Here is a 15624-nt window from a genome sequence, read left to right as displayed (position 1 = left end):
AGGCTCCCGTGGACCATCTCCTGCACCTCGACCGCACACTCGACGACCTGGACCCACCCCGCTGGTCGCCCCCTGCTCCCGACGCGACCCGCCTGGTCCGCAAGGTGCACGAGCTGCGCCGTGTCCCGTTGCGCGCGCTCGGCCCGGCGGACCTGCGCACCCTCGTCTCCCAGCGGGTGGGCCTGCCGTACGTCCTCCCCCTCGCGGTGCGCCTGCTCCTCGAAGAGCCCCTTCTCGACGCCTACTTCTACGAGGGCGACCTCCTCCTCGCCACCACGCAAGTCCCCGCTCCGGCCTGGACCTTCCTCCCGGACCTCGCCGAACGGCTGCGCACCGCGATCACGGCACTGCCGGAGGCGGCGATCTCCGACCTGCCCGGCGGCGCCGCCGAGGCACTCGCCCGCTTCGTCGCCCGCCCGGAATCACCGCGCTGACGTTCCGCTCGACGGAGTCGGGAGACCGGCAAGCAGTTCCCGTACGAGTCCGACGACGAGATCGGGGCGCCCCACGAAGGGCGAGTGCCCGGTCCGCCACTCGCGTACATGCGTGCAGCGTGCGGCCAGCCTCCGCTGGAGGTCCGGGTCGATGGCCCGGTCCTCCGCGCGGATCGCTTGACGGAGCCGCGCGGACGCGCCGCCCAGAGCGGCCGCACTCTCACCCGTTTCCGGGACGAAGGCCGCCAAGTAGACCAGGTGCCCCGCGCCGCGCATCCCGGTGATCACCGAGCCGGGACCAGTGCCCCTGGCCCCGGACGGCGGTCGGCCCCTGCCTTCTGTCGTGATCCACCTTTGAAACGCGCCCCGACGGTGATCCAGGGCCACGAGGTGACCCCCCGCACACACCCCCGTGAACACCCCTTGCCAGGCCCGGACCCCTCCCGCGACTGGCCCGGAGCGCCCCCCTTCACGGATTAGGATGGACGCCATGGCCAAGACCAGTACGACGACCCAGGGGCTCCGCGCGGCGATCGAGCGCAGCGGCTACTACCCGGCCCTCGTGGCCGAGGCGGTGGAGGCCGCTGTGGGCGGCGAGCCCGTGCGGTCGTACCTGGTGCACCAGGAGACCACGTTCGACCAGAACGAGGTCCGCCGGCATGTCACCGTCCTGGTCCTCACCGACACCCGTTTCCTGGTCAGCCACACCGACGAGCAGGCCGCCGACAGCACCTCCCCGACGCCGTACGCCACCACCTCCACGGAGTCGGTGAAGATCGGCCGGATCTCGTCCGTGGTGGTCAGCCGGGTCGTGGCGAACCCGGAGAAGTACACCCCCGGCACCCTGCCCCGCGAGGTCGTGCTGACCGTCGGCTGGGGCGCGGTCAGCCGGCTGGACCTGGAGCCCGCCGCCTGCGGCGACCCCAACTGCGACGCCGACCACGGCTACACCGGCAGCTCCACCGCCGACGACCTCAGCCTGCGCGTCAGCGAGGCCGGGGACGGCCCGGAGACCGTGCGCGAGGCGCTCGCCTTCGCCCAGGCCGTCTCCGAGGCGACGGCGACGGCGACCGCGTCCGCGGACTCCGCCCGCTGATGTCGCAGCCCGCCGCCTGGGACGCCTACGAACCCCTCGCCCTGGACACCGCGCCGCTGCCGGAGTACGGCAGCGGTTCGCTCGCCGACCTCCTGCCCACCCTCGCGGCGGGCCTCGGCGTACCCGGCATGAGCGCCACCATCGCCGAGCTGACCCCCGCCGACCGCGTCTGCGTCTTCCTGGTCGACGGCCTCGGCTGGGAGCAGCTGCGGGCCCACCCCGACGAGGCCCCGTTCCTCAACTCCCTGCTCGGCACCTCGCGCGGCGGCACAGGGCGCCCGCTCACCGCCGGTTACCCGGCGACCACCGCGACCTCCCTCGGCTCCGTCGGTACCGGCCTGCCCCCCGGCGCCCACGGCCTGCCCGGCTACACGGTCCGCAACCCCGAGACCGGCGAGCTGATGAACCAGCTCCGCTGGCGCCCCTGGACCCCGCCGCACGTCTGGCAGCCGTACCCGACCGTCTTCGAGCTGGCCGAGCGCGCGGGCGTGCACGCCGCGCAGGTCTCCTCGCCCACCTTCCGCGACACCCCGCTCACGCAGGTCGCGCTCAGCGGCGGCACCTTCGTCGGCCGGCTCACCGGCGAGGAGCGCATGGACGTCGCCGCCGAGCAGCTCGCCGCGGGCGACCGCTCGCTCGTCTACACCTACTACGCCGAGCTGGACGGCGCGGGCCACCGCTACGGCGTCGCCTCCGACACCTGGCGCGGCCAGCTCATGACCGTCGACCGCCTCGCCCAGCGCCTGGCCGAGCAGCTGCCCCCACGCAGCGCGCTCTACGTCACCGCCGACCACGGCATGGTCGACATCCCCTTCGACGACGAGCACCGCATCGACTTCGACGAGGACTGGGAGCTGCGCGCGGGCGTCTCCCTGCTCGGCGGCGAGGGCCGCGCCCGCCACGTCTACGCCGTCCCCGGCGCCGAGTCCGACGTCCTCACCTGCTGGCGCGAGGTCCTCGGCGACCGCTTCTGGATCGCCTCCCGCGACGAGGCCATCGCGGCGGGCTGGTTCGGCCCCCACGTGGACGACCGCGTGTACCTCCGGATCGGGGACGTGGTCGCGGCCGCGTACGACGACGTACTGATCACCGCGTCCGAGCGGGAGCCGAAGGAGTCGCTCATGGTGGGCAACCACGGCTCGATGACCCCCGCGGAGCAGCTGATCCCGCTGCTCGAAGTACGCTCCTGACCCGCCGCTCCGTTTGACCCTCCCCCCTCGAAAGGTGCTCAACTCCTCATGCCCGAGCTGGTGTTCTTCTCCGGAACGATGGACTGCGGGAAGTCGACGCTGGCTCTCCAGATCGAGCACAACCGCTCCGCGCGCGGCCTCGTCGGCCTGATCTTCACCCGCGACGACCGCGCGGGCGAGGGCAAGCTGTCCTCCCGCCTCGGCCTGGTCACCGACGCGGTGGAGGCGGCCGACGGCATGGACCTCTACGGCTACCTCGTCCACCGCCTCTCCAAGGGCGGCAAGGTCGACTACGTGATCGCCGACGAGGCCCAGTTCCTCACGTCCGAGCAGATCGACCAGCTCGCCCGCATCGTGGACGACCTCGGCCTCGACGTCTTCGCCTTCGGCATCACCACCGACTTCCGCACCCGCCTCTTCCCCGGCTCCCAGCGGCTGATCGAACTCGCCGACCGCATAGAGGCCCTCCAGGTCGAGGCCCTGTGCTGGTGCGGCGCCCGCGCCACCCACAACGCCCGCACCGTCGGCGGCGAGATGGTCGTCGAGGGCGCCCAGGTCGTCATCGGCGACGTCAACCGCTCCGTGGAGGAGATCGGCTACGAGGTCCTGTGCCGCCGCCACCACCTGCGGCGCATGACCGCGGCGTCCTCCCAGGCGGCGACACTGTCCCCGGACGTACTGCCGGTCACTTCGGGCTGACGGCCCTTACGAACTCCGTCCAGGTGGCGGGGGAGACGGTGAGGAGCGGGCCGGCGGTGGACTTGGAGTCGCGGATGTGTACGGCACCGGGTCCGGCGGCGACCTCTACGCATTCGCCGCCCTCGGCACCGCTGTAGGTACTCTTGTGCCAGGTCAGGCCAATGAACTGCGTCCACGCTGACGGGGAGACGGTGAGGACAGGTCCGGCAGCGGCCTTGGAGTCCCGGATGCGTACGGCGGCCGTGGTGCGCTTGACCTCCACGCACTGACCGCCTTCAGCTCCGCTGTGGCTGCTCTTGAACCAGGCGTTGTTCATGGCGATCTCAGCACTCCTTCGAGGCCAGGCTGATGAACTCCGTCCAAGCTGGGAGGGACAGCGTGAGGGCGGGGTGGGTGGCGGCTTTGGAATCACGGACGTGCACGACTGCGTTGCCGCGTGCGACTTCTACGCAATCCCCGCCCTCGGCGCCGCTGTAGCTGCTCTTGGCCCACGCCAGGCTGATGAACTCCGTCCAGGCGGAGGGGGAGACGGTGAGGACGGGGCCGGTGGCGGTCTTGGAGTCGCGGATGCGTACGGCGGTTGTGCCATGTGCGACCTCTACGCACTGACCGCCCTCGGTTCCGCTGTGGCTGCTCTTGAACCAGACGGTGGTTGAGGGTGCGGCCTCGTTCATCGCGTTGTCAGCATCCCTTCGAAGCCAGGCCGACGAACTCCGTCCATGCCGAAGGGGACACGGTGAGGACGGGGCCAGTGACGGCTTTGGAGTCCCGGACGTGCACGGTTGCCGGAACAAGCGCGACCTCTACACAATCGCCGCCCTCGGTACCGCTGTAGCTGCTCTTGAACCAGGCGAGGCCGGTGGGGACGGTCGAGGACTCAGCGTTGTTCATAGCGATCCCAACAATCCTTCGATGAGCTCCAATGACTCTCGCGGATTGAGAGCCTGTGATCGGATGATCCCATGGCGGGCGGCGGCCAGGACCCCCTGCTCCGCGTCGATTTGTAGAGAGCCGACCCCCTGGGCCTCGGCGTACACGAACTTCTTGCCGTCCTTGCGAGTGACCACAGTGAACGGCCCATTCACCCCGGCGTTGTCCTCACGGTCGACCGGCATGACCTGGATCTCGACGTTCCGCTTGTTGCCGACCACCAGCAGGTGCTCCAACTGCCTACGCAGCAGGTTCTTCCCCCCATAAGGGCGGTGCAGGATCGACTCGTCGAGCACGAAACTCAGGAGCGGCGACGGGCGGCGATCAAAGATGTCCTGCCGGGCCAACCGCGCCAGCACGCGCTGCTCGATGATCTCATCGTCCAGAGGTGGACGCCTCATGCTGAGCAGTGCCCTCATGTACTCCTCTGTCTGAAGCAAGCCCTTGATCACCAGCGTGTCGTAAGAGACGAGCTCAACCGCCTCCTTTTCCAGTGCCGCCATCCCCTGGAAGAACACCGGATACTGCGCCCGCTCCACCTGCTCCTTCCACAGGCGCAACAAGCCACCAGCGTCCAGCACTTCGTCCGCCAGGTCGATCGTCTGAGGCGACGGAATCCGCCGCCCCTGTTCGAACGACGCGATCGTGGAGACGGAGTAGCCCAGCAGCTTGGCCAACTCCTCGCGTTCCATGCCCGCTCGAATCCGCAGGGTCTTCAGCGTCTGGCCGAAGGCCACCACGACACTCCGCGCCGCCCCGTCCTCCGGACGCCTCCCACCCTCGCTGTCGGAAGCCTGCGACTCCGCCACGTCCTCCGTCATCGAACCACCGCCTCCCCGGCCTTCAACGTCCCGCGGGGAACCCCGTCACGCCGCGCGCCTCGTACCCGTGACGACAGCACGCGTACAGTCAGGCCGCGTCGGTGCGTCACCGCTGGTCACGCTACGCCACCAACGGGATCGTCGTAGGCATGACGAGCCATCCCGCCCGGATCGAGGGCCCCACTCAACTCCCCGGTCCCACCCTCAACTTGATCACCACCCCGCACGCCTTCGAGATGCGGTTCACCTCCACGCCCCGGGGCGCCCGCCTGGCCCGCCACCTCGCGGCCGTACGGCTGCACGCGTGGGACGTGCCGTACGGCACCGACGCGCACGACGCGGTCGTACTGATCGTTGGGGAGCTGACCGCGAACGCGGTCCGGCACGGGCATGTCCCCGGCCGGGACTTCCAGCTGGGCCTGCGTGTCCTGCCCGGCAGCCGCACCGTACGCGTCGAGGTGACCGACACCCGGGGCGAGCGCGTGCCCCGGCGGCTGGACCCCGGGCTCGGGGAGGCCGGGCGGGGGCTGCTGCTGGTGTCGCGGCTGGCGGTCCGGTGGGACTGGCATCCGCGTGCCGAGGGGCCCGGGAAGACCGTCTGGGCCGAGTACGAGATTCCGTCGTGACGGTCAGCGGGGCTTCGCGGGCGGGGAGGGCCGGATCGCACCCGGAGGCCGCTCCGCGGCCGACGTGCGGGTGCCTCCCGCAACCGGGCTGTGCCGTGGCGCCGGTTCGGCGAGATACGCGGTGAGCAGGGGGCCTTCGAGGTCGTCCGCGCCGAGGGAGACTCCCGTGTGGCGAGTGATGGCCCGCAGGGCGGGCGCGAGCCCAGTGTGCCGTGACGTCCCGCCGCGCGGGTCGATTTCGAAGTCGAGGCGCTCCCCGTCGCGCCAGTACGCCAGGTGGTTCGTCCCGTCGCCCCCGCGCAGGAGAGACAGTGTCTCGGTGCCGCGCGAGAGGGCGCCGAGGGCGTCGGGCCGGGAACCGGCTCCGCCTACGTCCTCGTAACAGAAGGACCACCCACCGGCCGTGCCCGCGCGCAGCACCGTTCCCCCGCGGAGGGCGAGATCGTAGAGACCGCTCGCCTCGCCCCGGGCAAGCGTCCGTGCCGCGTCGGGGTCCACTCCGTAGCGCCGCAGAACCTCGTCAGGGGAAACGTGCCTGGTGAAGGTCACGCAACCAGAGGGGGAAGCGCGGATCAGTGGCCCATCCCCACTCGCCCTCGACCATGCGGCTCCTTTCCCCACTGTTGACCCAAATCTGGTACGGACTTTCTGCTCTCGGCTTGTTATTGCAACTCATATGCAGAAACCTTGAGGCCGAGAACAGTCCCGTCCGAAAGCGAGGCCCCCGCCCCCATGACCGTCCCTCCCGATCCCGTGCTCACCCGCCCCGACACCGGCCGCGCCATATCCTGGCACCGCGTCCGCGCCTCCATGAGCCGCAAGGAGTGGGCGCGACTCGGGGGCATGGCGGCCTTCATCGTGGCGCTGCACGTGATCGGCTGGTTCACGCTCGTGGCGATCGTGGCGCCGGAGCACTACAGCCTGGGCACCAAGACCTTCGGTGTCGGCATCGGCATCACCGCGTACACCCTCGGGATGCGCCACGCCTTCGACGCCGACCACATCGCGGCCATCGACAACACCACCCGCAAGCTGATGAACGAGGGCAAGCGGCCCCTGTCGGTCGGCTTCTGGTTCTCGCTCGGCCACTCCAGCATCGTGTTCGCGCTGGCCTTCCTGCTGTCGCTGGGCGTGAAGGCGCTGGCGGGCCCGGTCGAGGACGACAACTCCACGCTGCACAGCGTCACGGGCTGGATCGGCACCACCGTCTCCGGCGTTTTCCTCTACGTCATCGCGATCATCAACCTCCTGATCCTCGCCGGGATCTGGAAGGTGTTCCGGCAGATGCGCGGCGGCCACTTCGACGAGGCCGCCCTTGAGGAGCAGCTCAACAACCGCGGCCTGATGAACCGCATTCTGGGCCGCCTGATGAAGTCGATCACCAAGCCCTGGCAGATGTACCCGCTCGGCCTGCTCTTCGGCCTCGGCTTCGACACCGCGACCGAGATCGCCCTGCTCGTCCTCGCGGGGTCCGGCGCCGCCTCCGGGCTGCCCTGGTACGCGATCCTGTGCCTGCCGGTGCTGTTCGCGGCGGGCATGTGCCTGCTCGACACCATCGACGGCTCGTTCATGAACTTCGCCTACGGCTGGGCCTTCTCCAAGCCGGTCCGCAAGGTCTACTACAACCTCACGATCACCGGCCTGTCCGTCGCCGTCGCCCTCATCATCGGCACCGTCGAACTCCTCGGCCTGATCGCCGACAAGGCCCACCTCCACGGCGCCTTCTGGGACTGGGTCTCCGGCCTCGACCTCAACATCATCGGCTACGTCATCGTCGGCCTGTTCTTCCTCACCTGGGTCCTCGCCCTGGTCATCTGGAAGGTCGCCCGCATCGAGGAGAAGTGGACGGCGGGCCTGGCCCAGCCGGCCCCGGCGGACTCCGAGTAGCCGGACCGGCAGGGCCGTGGCCGCCGCCCGCCGCGCGCTAGGCAGCCGCTCCGCCGGCGCCCGGACCGGCGGCGGGATACGGGGCAGGAGGCCACCTCCGTCGTGTCACCCCACGGGAACAGGGGTACGCGGGGCGGACCGAAGGCCCGGTCCGGCCGTCCGGTCGGTGACGACACGGAGGATCCCCATGGCCCAGCGTCTGCTGCCGCGCACGGCGCGCTTCGCGTTCCGCGTGGCCCGTCACGTACCCCGCTCGGCGTGGCCCCCGCAGGCGCGCTTCGCGTACCGGGTGGTCCGGATCGCGCCCCACGTGGTCCCGCATGTGCCCGGGGTGGCCCCGCATCTGCCGGGTACGGCCCGGCGGCACCGGCGGCGCGGTGGCGACTCATGGATCTCCGGTGCGCACCCCGCACAGGCCGGGCGGGCCGACCGCCCCTCCCCGCTGCCCGGCATCCTGCCGCTCTGGGTCGTGCCCGCCCTGGCGGACTGGTGGCTGCGCCGCCGTACCCATGTCGAGCGCACCACCGGCACCCAGGCGTCCGCCGCGCACGCGCTGATGGTGGCCGAGGCCGGGGTGCCACCGGTCCTCGGACTGGTCGCACGGGTCAACCCCCTGGTGCTCACGGTGATGACCGGAGCGGCCGTCGCTCAAGGTGCCACGGCCGTCTACGACGCCTCCCTGGCCACCGGCGCCCGCGAGACCCGCCCGGTCGAGCAGTGCCTCCACACCCTCCTGAACGTGCTGCCCCTCACCACCCTCGCCCTCACCGCGTCCCTCCACCCCGACCAGGTCCGCGCCCTCCTCCACGGCGGCCCGGGGTCGCACGACTGGCGCCTGCTGTCCAAGGAACCTCCGCTGCCGGCCCCCTGTCTGGTGGCCCTCGGCACGGTCGTCACGGCGGGCGTCGTCCTGCCGTACGCCGAGGAACTGTGGCGCTGCAGGCGGGCGGCGCGTGCCCGGGAGGAGTGAACCGCCGGGGGCCGTCGGGCATCAGCCGAGCGCCTGGAGCACCGCGAAGACCGCCCCCTCCGGGTCCGCCACCGTCGCTGCCCGGCCCCGTGTGCCCGGGCGGGCCGGTTCCAGTACCCGGCCGCCGAGGGCCGTCACCCGGGCGAGTGTCACGTCCACGTTCGTGACGCGGAAGTGGGTGAGCCAGTGGGCGCCCCGGTCGCGGGGGACCGCGCGGCCCGCGCCGTGCAGACCGGCGACCGGCCGGCCGCCGGTGCGGAGGGTCACGTGGTCGGGGGCGGGTGGGGCGGGGTCCTGGTCGTAGCCGCAGACCATCTCGTAGAACTTGACGACGCGTTCGGTCTCGTAGGTGATCAACTCGGTCCACACCGGCAGGCCGTGGCGGTCGTCGCCCGCCGCCGTGGCGGGGCCCTTGTCCTCGCGGAGGCCGAAGACCGCGCCCGCCGGGTCCGCCGCCACCGCCGTGCGGCCCTCCCCGGCGCTGTCGAGCGGTCCGACGGCCACCGTGCCGCCGCAGAGGCGGACCTGACCGGCCGCCACGTCCACGTCGGTCGAAGTGAAGAACGGCGTCCAGGCGGCCGGAAGTTGACGGTCCGGCGGTGATTGGCCGATACCCGCCACCTCCTGCCCGTCCAGCAGGGCCCGCGTCCGGCGCCCCGGGCCGGGCCCGAACTCCCAGCCGAACAGCGCCCCGTAGAACTCCTCGGCGGCGGCCGGCCGGTGTGTCAGCAGGCTCACCCGCCAGGGTGCGCCGGGCGCACGCTCCGCGCGGGGTACTGCCGCCTGCCGTGCCTGGGTCATGCGCCACTCTCCCTCCGGCCCCGCACGGGGGCCGTGTCGCGTCCGCTCACCCGGAAGGGGCGCGCGTCACCCGAAGGGGGCGCACGCCCGGGCGGAACCGGTGTCGGGTGTGCCGTACGTGCCTGGTGTCCCGTACGGAGGAAAAGCCGTCCTCCCGCGCACGCGCCCGGCGCACGATGCGTGCCCGGTCGCGTACGCCCCGTGATCGTGTCCGTCCGGCCGAGCAGAGTAGCCGTACCTGGACGCCGGGGCTACCCCTGGCGTAAGGATGGACACCATGACAGTCATCATTTCCCCGTCCGAGCTGGCCCAGGAGCTGTCCGGGCAGGCGCCTCCCGTGCTGCTGGACGTCCGCTGGCAGCTCTCCGCGGCCAAGGCGGCGGGGGCGCCCGCCTTCGACGGCCGGGCCGAGTACGCGGCCGGGCACATCCCGGGCGCGGTCTACGTCGACCTGGACCGCGAACTGGCCTCCACGCCCGGCGAGAAGGGGCGCCATCCACTGCCCGACCTGGAGGTGTTCGGCGCGGCCATGCGCCGCGCGGGCGTCTCCGCCGGGCGGCCCGTCGTGGTCTACGACGGCGGGCAGGGGTGGGCCGCCGCGCGCGCGTGGTGGCTGCTGCGCTGGACGGGTCACCCGGACGTGAAGGTGCTGGACGGCGGGTTGACGGCGTGGGACGGTCCGCTGTCCACCGACCTGCCCGCCCCGGCGGAGGGCGACTTCGAGCCGTCTCCCGCGCCGACCGGCGTCCTGGACGCGGACGGCGCCGCCGAACTGGCGGGTGTCGGCGTCCTGTTCGACGCGCGGGCGGGGGAGCGGTACCGGGGCGAGGTCGAGCCCATCGACCGGGTCGGCGGCCACATCCCGGGCGCGGTGTCGGCGCCGACGACGGAGAACGTGGGCCCCGACGGCCGCTTCCTGCCCGCCGCCGACCTGCACGACCGCTTCAAGGCACTGGGCGTGTCCGACGACGCCCCGGTGGGCGTGTACTGCGGCTCGGGCGTCTCGGGCGCGCACGAGGTGCTGGCCCTCGCGGTCGCGGGCATCCCGGCGGAGCTGTACGTCGGTTCGTGGTCGGAGTGGTCCGCCGATCCGTCCCGCCCGGTCGCGGTGGGGCCGGACCCCCGGTAGGCGCACGAACCGGACCCCGGGTAAGCACACGGGAGGGCGGGCACGCGGAAGCGGGGGCGCGCTGAACACGCCCCCGCGATACGCCTATTCGCACAAACGGTCGTACGACCTGTTTGCTCCCGCCGCTACTCCTGCTTCTTGCGCCGCGTCCCGAAGACGATCTCGTCCCAGCTGGGCACGGCGGCCCGGCGTCCGGGGCGCACCCCGTCGGCCTCGGCCTGGCGGTCCGTGGCGCCCACGAGCCGGTCGCGGTGGCTGCCGACCGAGCGGGGCATGAGCACGTCCGCGTACGCGGAACCGGCCGATGCGGCGGGCGCCGGGGGCTCCTCCGCCTCGGGCTCCTCGGGAGGTGCCTCGTCGGTCTCCGGCGGGCGCTCCGGCACCACCAGGTCGCCCCGGAAGCTCGGCACGGCCTCCAACAGGCTGGTCAGCGAGTCCCGTTCACCGGCGGTGGTCTCCTCGACGGGTTCCGACGCCTGGGCGGGCAGGCTCGGCCGGTCGCGGTCGCCCCGCTCCAGGGCGCGGTCCATCGTGCGGTCGCGCGGCAGCCGGGCGATGCGCGGCACGAACGGGAAGCTCGGCTCCGCCGAGGCGAGGTCGTCGGACTCCCCGATCAGCGAGCGCGCCTCGTCGTCCACGGCCTGGACCAGGCGGCGCGGCGGGTCGTACGTCCAGCTCGCGGAGTGCATCTCACCGGCGACCCGGTAGACGAGCAGCACCTCCCAGGTGCCGTCGTCGCGGCGCCAGGAGTCCCACTGCACGGTGTCCTTCTCGGCGCCGCGCAGCAACAGCCGTTCCTGGACGGCCTCGCCCAGGGGTGGGCCGGAGTTCTCGCCGGGGCGGCGGACGGAGGTCTTGCGGGCGCGCTCGGCCATGAAGGCGCGCTCGGCGAGGACGGGGCCCTCGAAGCGCCGGACCCGGTCGACGGGGATGCCGGCGAGCTGGGCGACCTCTTCCGCGGTGGCACCTGCTCGTATCCGCGCCTGGATGTCACGGGGGCGGAGGTGGCTCTCCACCTCGATCTCGATCTGGCCGAGCCGGGGACGGTCGCCGCGCACGGCGGCGCGCAGCCGCTCGTCGATCGGAAGGGTGTACTCCGTCGCGTCGGCAGCCTTGAGCACCAGCCGTGTGCCGTCATTCGAGACGGCCACGACACGCAGTTCGGGCATGGGGACCTCCCGGGTGGTGCCTGCCGACGTCACGTGCGTCGCTGCTTCCGCTAGTCGAGTGTGGCCTGCCCGGGTGCAGCCTGCCACAACCTTGCCGAGTTGCCCGGCGTGTCGGGCTCGGACCCGAGTTCGCCGTTATGGCACGGTTACTTGTTCACAACGCTAAGTGACGAACTCCATCACCCTGTGCAAGTAGTCCCCTCCCGGCGGTCCTGCGAGGCCCCGGACACCCTGGTGGGAGACCGGGCCCAGGGCTCGCAACAGTACTCCATTCGGACCACGCGCGTGGATTGGCGCGCCGCCCGAGTTCTGACAAGAGGCGCGTCTCGGCCGTGCGCGAGTCGGTCCGATCGGTCATCAACGTGGCGAACTTCACGCAATCGACAGAAACGGAACTAAAGGTTTCGCCCATACGTCCCTTCCTCGTGCAAATAGCCGGTCAAGGCCGGTCAGGTATGGGAAAGGCAGGCAGGTTCCGGGTATGGGTGAGACGCCCGAGACGGGTCGCAAGCGGTTCGACCTGAACGTGCCCCAGGTGGCGGGCAGTGCGCTGGCCGCCGTCGTGGCGGCCAAACTGGCCTCCTACTTCGGGGTGTACGGCACGATCCTCGGCGCGGGGGTCGTCAGCATCGTGGCCACCTGCGGCGGCTCCGTCTTCCAGCAGGTCTTCCGGCGCACCGGCGAGCAACTGCGCGAGGCCAAGTCGCACGGCCTGCCGAGAGCGCACGCGGCCGGTGAAGCAGCCGCCGTACCGGGGGAGTTCGGCGCGGGCACCGTCTACCGCGCGCGGGTGAAGAGCTGGAAGCGCCCGCTCGTCGCGGCCGCGCTCGTCTTCGGCGTGACCATGGCCGGTATCACCGTCTACGAACTGGTCTCCGGCAGCAGCTTCAGTGGCGGAAAGGGCACCACGGTCAGCGACGCGGTCGGCGGCCGGAAGCCCTCACCCCACAAGTCCCCGGCCCCCGCACCCTCCTGGACCCCGTCCACCGGTACCGGGACAACCTCCCCGGGCGAGACCGCCCCGTCGGACGACGGCGGTACGACGGCTCCGGCGACCCCCGACCCGACCCGGAGCCCGGACCTGCGGGGCGAGCAGGATGCCGTGCCCAGCCCCGGCGCGACCACCCCGGCGCCGACGACGACGGACGCGCCGACCGCGAGCCCTACTCCCCGAGAATCCGCCGGGAGTAGTCGTTCTGGAACAGCCGTTCCGGATCAAGGCGGTTCCGCAACGCCCTGAACTCCCCGAAACGCGGATACACCCGATCGAAGTACTCCGCGTCACGGGTGTGCACCTTCCCCCAATGGGGTCGCCCCTCGTGCGCGGTGAAGATCCGCTCGGCCGTGCTGAAGTAGGCGTGGTACGGCGTGCCCCGGTACATGTGGACCGCGATGTACGCGCTGTCCCGGCCCGACGCGGTGGAGAGCGTGATGTCGTCGGCCGGGGCGGTGCGCACCTCGACCGGGAAACTGACGCGCAGCCCGGACCGCTCGACGGCCGCCTTCAGCTCGCGGAGCGTCTCGGCCAGCGCCGCGCGCGGCACCGCGTACTCCATCTCCACGAACCGCACCCGGCGCGGCGAGGTGAAGACCTTGTACGGGATGTCGGTGTACGACCGTGCGGACAGCGCCCCGCCGGCGATCCGGGCGATGGCAGGGACGCTCGCGGGCGCCGCGCGGCCGACCCACTGGGCCACCTGGAAGACGCCGTTGGAGAGGAACTCGTCCTCGAACCAGCCGGCCGGCTGCCTCACCGGACGTGCCGGACCCGCGCTGCGGTTGTTGCGCTTGGTGTTGGTGCTGCCGGTGTGCGGGAACCAGTAGAACTCGAAGTGCTCGTTCTCCGCCCACAGTTGGTCGAACTCGGCCAGCACGCGGTCCAGTGGCATCGGCTCCTCGCGCGCGTGGAGCAGGAACAGCGGCTCCACGGCGAGGGTGACGGCCGTGACGATCCCGAGGGCACCGAGCCCGATCCGGGCCGCCGCGAAGACCTCGGGGTTCTTCTCCCGCGAGCAGGTGAGCACCGAGCCGTCGGCGGTGACCAGTTCGAGCGCGGTGATCTGCGCCGCGATCGAGCCCGACTCGCGGCCCGTGCCGTGGGTGCCGGTGCTGACCGCCCCGGCCACGGTCTGCTCCATGATGTCGCCCATGTTGGCCAGCGACAGGCCCTCGCGTGCCAGGGCCGCGTTGAGCCGCTTGAGCGGGGTGCCCGCCTCGACGGTGACGGTCATCGCCGTACGGTCGATCTCCCGGATGCCGGTGAGCAGTTCGGGCCGTATCTGCACCCCGTCGGTCGCGGCTATGGACGTGAACGAGTGGCCCGTACCCACCGGCTTGACCCGCAGGCCCTCCTCGGCGGCCTTCCGCACCTCGGCCGCCAGTTCCTCCACCGAGGCCGGAGTCACCTGCCGGACCGGACGGGCGGTCACATTGCCGCCCCAGTTACGCCACGTGCCGTGCTTCCCGCTCGCCGTGCTGCTCAACGGTGCCTCCCCGACCCGCGGCCGGCCTGCTGAGCCGGCGGTACCCGAGGAACCCGACCGCGACCGCGACGGCCCCGGCGGCGGCCGGAACCCCGTACCCGGCACGTGCCCCGGCGGCGTCGATCACCCAGCCGGCCGCGGACGAGCCGAGCGCGACACCGACGGCGAGGCCGGTACCCACCCAGGTCATGCCCTCGGTGAGGTTCGCGCGAGGTACGTGCTCTTCGATGAGGGACATCGTCGTGATCATCGTCGGTGCGACGGACAGTCCCGCTACGAACAGCGCCACGGCCAGGAGCGGCAGGTTCCCGACCAGTAGGAGGGGGATCATACTCACGGCCATCGCCGCCACCCCCAGCAGCCACCGGCGCTCGGGCCGCCCGGCGAACCGCAGCAGGCCGAAGACCAGCCCGGCGGTGCAGGAACCGGCCGCGTACACGGCGAGGACCACGCTCGCCGCGCCCTTGTGTCCGCGTTCCTCGGCGAAGGCCACGGTCGCCACGTCGACCGCGCCGAAGATCGTGCCCGTCGCCGCGAAGGCCAGCACCAGCACCTGGAGACCCCGCGAGCGCAGCACACTGCCGCCGACGTGGTTCTCGTCGCGCGGGTGCGGCACCGGCTCGGTGGCCCGCTGGGAGGTCAGCCAGAAGACACCGACGGCCAGGAAGCAGCCCGCGAGCAGCGGACCCGCCTCCGGGAACCAGGCCGTGGACAGGCCCACCGAGACGATCGGGCCGACGATGAAGCACACCTCGTCGACGACCGACTCGAACGAGTACGCCGTGTGCAGCTTCGGGGTGCCGCCGTACAGCGCCGCCCAGCGGGCCCGGACCATCGCGCCGAGACTCGGCACCGAGCCGATCGCGGCGCAGAACACGAACAGCGTCCAGTCCGGCCAGCGCAGGTGTGCGGCCAGCAGCAGCCCGGTGGCGGCGGTCAGCGCGACCATGGTGGCCGGGCGCAGCACCCTGCGCTGCCCGTGCCGGTCCACCAGCCGGGATATCTGCGGCCCGATCACGGCGGCGGACAGGGCGATGGTGGCCGTGAGCGCGCCCGCGAGACCGTAGCGCCCGGTGAGCTGCGAGATCATCGTGATCACGCCGATGCCCATCATGGACAGCGGCATCCGGCCGACGAGACCGGCGGCGGCGAAGCGCTTGGTGCCCGGTTCGGTGAACAGGGCGCGGTAGGGGCTGGGCACGGCGGTCTCCGTTGTCCGGTGCGGGCGGTCCTGCGGGGGGCGGACGGTCGCGCTGCACAGCTGTAAGGCGTGAAAGAGGCGCATACAGCTACGAGTTAGGCAACCCTAACGCACCAGGTCAGCGCGGGACACGTGGTGGCGCCGCCGGGTCGTTTTCCCGGCTGTCGGTGCCGGGTGGCAGGATCGGA

19 protein-coding genes are annotated in these 15624 nt (G+C 71.9%); 9 read left to right on the top strand and 10 right to left on the bottom strand.

Annotated elements, in window-relative coordinates; all coding sequences use genetic code 11:
• Window positions 1–8: 8 nt before the first annotated feature.
• Complete coding sequence (locus tag AB0E91_RS04385) at window positions 9–434, top strand: contact-dependent growth inhibition system immunity protein (RefSeq protein WP_361774938.1); 426 nt, start codon at window positions 9–11, stop codon at window positions 432–434.
• Here AB0E91_RS04385 and AB0E91_RS04380 read toward each other — a convergent pair.
• Window positions 423–926 carry a hypothetical protein gene (locus AB0E91_RS04380; RefSeq protein ID WP_361774935.1) on the bottom strand — a complete coding sequence of 168 codons (504 nt, stop codon included), beginning with the start codon at window positions 924–926 and terminating at the stop codon, window positions 423–425. The genes AB0E91_RS04385 and AB0E91_RS04380 overlap by 12 nt on opposite strands.
• On the opposite strand from AB0E91_RS04380, the gene AB0E91_RS04375 reads away from it, so the two are divergent.
• The 3 genes from AB0E91_RS04375 to AB0E91_RS04365 are packed head-to-tail and all read left to right on the top strand — an operon-like array spanning window position 916 to window position 3419.
• Window positions 916–1530, top strand: coding sequence for a DUF5998 family protein (locus AB0E91_RS04375; protein WP_361774932.1), 615 nt, complete (start codon window positions 916–918; stop codon window positions 1528–1530). The two genes, AB0E91_RS04380 and AB0E91_RS04375, sit on opposite strands and share 11 nt — an antisense overlap.
• Complete coding sequence (locus tag AB0E91_RS04370) at window positions 1530–2720, top strand: nucleotide pyrophosphatase/phosphodiesterase family protein (RefSeq protein ID WP_361774929.1); 1191 nt, start codon at window positions 1530–1532, stop codon at window positions 2718–2720. The genes AB0E91_RS04375 and AB0E91_RS04370 overlap by 1 nt, the downstream gene beginning before the upstream one ends.
• 48 nt (window positions 2721–2768) lie before the next feature.
• On the top strand, window positions 2769–3419 hold the full coding sequence (locus AB0E91_RS04365; RefSeq protein WP_361774926.1) for a thymidine kinase: 651 nt from the start codon (window positions 2769–2771) through the stop codon (window positions 3417–3419).
• Here the strand turns inward: AB0E91_RS04365 and AB0E91_RS04360 are convergent.
• The 4 genes from AB0E91_RS04360 to AB0E91_RS04345 are packed head-to-tail and all read right to left on the bottom strand — an operon-like array spanning window position 3406 to window position 5170.
• Complete coding sequence (locus tag AB0E91_RS04360) at window positions 3406–3735, bottom strand: DUF397 domain-containing protein (protein WP_361774923.1); 330 nt, start codon at window positions 3733–3735, stop codon at window positions 3406–3408. The two genes, AB0E91_RS04365 and AB0E91_RS04360, sit on opposite strands and share 14 nt — an antisense overlap.
• Window positions 3736–3742: 7 nt before the next feature.
• Window positions 3743–4093, bottom strand: a complete 351-nt coding sequence (locus AB0E91_RS04355) for a DUF397 domain-containing protein (RefSeq protein WP_361774920.1) — start codon at window positions 4091–4093, stop codon at window positions 3743–3745.
• Window positions 4094–4100: 7 nt separating this feature from the next.
• Entirely contained in the window at window positions 4101–4310 is a 210-nt protein-coding gene (locus AB0E91_RS04350; protein WP_361774917.1) for a DUF397 domain-containing protein, read from the bottom strand.
• Window positions 4307–5170 (bottom strand): helix-turn-helix transcriptional regulator, encoded by an 864-nt coding sequence (locus AB0E91_RS04345; RefSeq protein ID WP_361774914.1) that lies wholly within the window; start codon window positions 5168–5170, stop codon window positions 4307–4309. Before AB0E91_RS04345 ends, AB0E91_RS04350 begins: the two co-directional genes overlap by 4 nt.
• A gap of 149 nt (window positions 5171–5319) precedes the next feature.
• Between AB0E91_RS04345 and AB0E91_RS04340 the strand changes: the two genes are divergently transcribed.
• The gene (locus AB0E91_RS04340) at window positions 5320–5796 is read left to right on the top strand and encodes an ATP-binding protein (protein ID WP_361774911.1); all 477 of its coding nucleotides are present in this window, start codon (window positions 5320–5322) and stop codon (window positions 5794–5796) included.
• A gap of 3 nt (window positions 5797–5799) precedes the next feature.
• On the opposite strand, the gene AB0E91_RS04335 is transcribed toward AB0E91_RS04340, so the two are convergent.
• Window positions 5800–6345, bottom strand: a complete 546-nt coding sequence (locus AB0E91_RS04335) for a DUF6461 domain-containing protein (protein ID WP_361774908.1) — start codon at window positions 6343–6345, stop codon at window positions 5800–5802.
• Window positions 6346–6606: 261 nt separating this feature from the next.
• On the opposite strand from AB0E91_RS04335, the gene AB0E91_RS04330 reads away from it, so the two are divergent.
• Window positions 6607–7683 (top strand): HoxN/HupN/NixA family nickel/cobalt transporter, encoded by a 1077-nt coding sequence (locus tag AB0E91_RS04330; RefSeq protein ID WP_361775162.1) that lies wholly within the window; start codon window positions 6607–6609, stop codon window positions 7681–7683.
• Window positions 7684–7870: 187 nt separating this feature from the next.
• Window positions 7871–8653 carry a diguanylate cyclase gene (locus AB0E91_RS04325; protein ID WP_361774905.1) on the top strand — a complete coding sequence of 261 codons (783 nt, stop codon included), beginning with the start codon at window positions 7871–7873 and terminating at the stop codon, window positions 8651–8653.
• Between the two features lie 21 nt (window positions 8654–8674).
• Here the strand turns inward: AB0E91_RS04325 and AB0E91_RS04320 are convergent, their stop codons facing one another.
• Entirely contained in the window at window positions 8675–9454 is a 780-nt protein-coding gene (locus AB0E91_RS04320; protein ID WP_361774902.1) for a VOC family protein, read from the bottom strand.
• Window positions 9455–9731: 277 nt separating this feature from the next.
• Between AB0E91_RS04320 and AB0E91_RS04315 the strand changes: the two genes are divergently transcribed.
• Window positions 9732–10583, top strand: a complete 852-nt coding sequence (locus AB0E91_RS04315; protein ID WP_361774899.1) for a sulfurtransferase — start codon at window positions 9732–9734, stop codon at window positions 10581–10583.
• Between the two features lie 125 nt (window positions 10584–10708).
• Here AB0E91_RS04315 and sepH read toward each other — a convergent pair whose 3' ends face one another.
• The gene (gene sepH / locus AB0E91_RS04310) at window positions 10709–11752 is read right to left on the bottom strand and encodes a septation protein SepH (protein WP_361774896.1); all 1044 of its coding nucleotides are present in this window, start codon (window positions 11750–11752) and stop codon (window positions 10709–10711) included.
• Window positions 11753–12233: 481 nt separating this feature from the next.
• Here sepH and AB0E91_RS04305 point away from each other — a divergent pair, with 481 nt between their 5' ends.
• A complete protein-coding gene (locus tag AB0E91_RS04305; RefSeq protein WP_361774893.1) occupies window positions 12234–12992 on the top strand; it encodes a hypothetical protein in 759 nt (252 codons plus the stop codon).
• Here AB0E91_RS04305 and AB0E91_RS04300 read toward each other — a convergent pair.
• Both AB0E91_RS04300 and AB0E91_RS04295 read right to left on the bottom strand, forming a co-directional pair.
• Window positions 12916–14235, bottom strand: a complete 1320-nt coding sequence (locus AB0E91_RS04300; RefSeq protein WP_361774890.1) for a D-arabinono-1,4-lactone oxidase — start codon at window positions 14233–14235, stop codon at window positions 12916–12918. The two genes, AB0E91_RS04305 and AB0E91_RS04300, sit on opposite strands and share 77 nt — an antisense overlap.
• Window positions 14195–15436, bottom strand: a complete 1242-nt coding sequence (locus tag AB0E91_RS04295) for an MFS transporter (RefSeq protein ID WP_361774887.1) — start codon at window positions 15434–15436, stop codon at window positions 14195–14197. Before AB0E91_RS04295 ends, AB0E91_RS04300 begins: the two co-directional genes overlap by 41 nt.
• Window positions 15437–15624 lie beyond the last annotated feature (188 nt).

Origin of the sequence: Streptomyces sp. NPDC026659 (assembly GCF_040638245.1) — a bacterium.
Classification (GTDB): Bacteria; Actinomycetota; Actinomycetes; order Streptomycetales; family Streptomycetaceae; genus Streptomyces.
The sequence above is the reverse complement of the archived record's forward strand: the minus strand, read 5'-3'. Positions and strand labels throughout refer to the sequence as shown.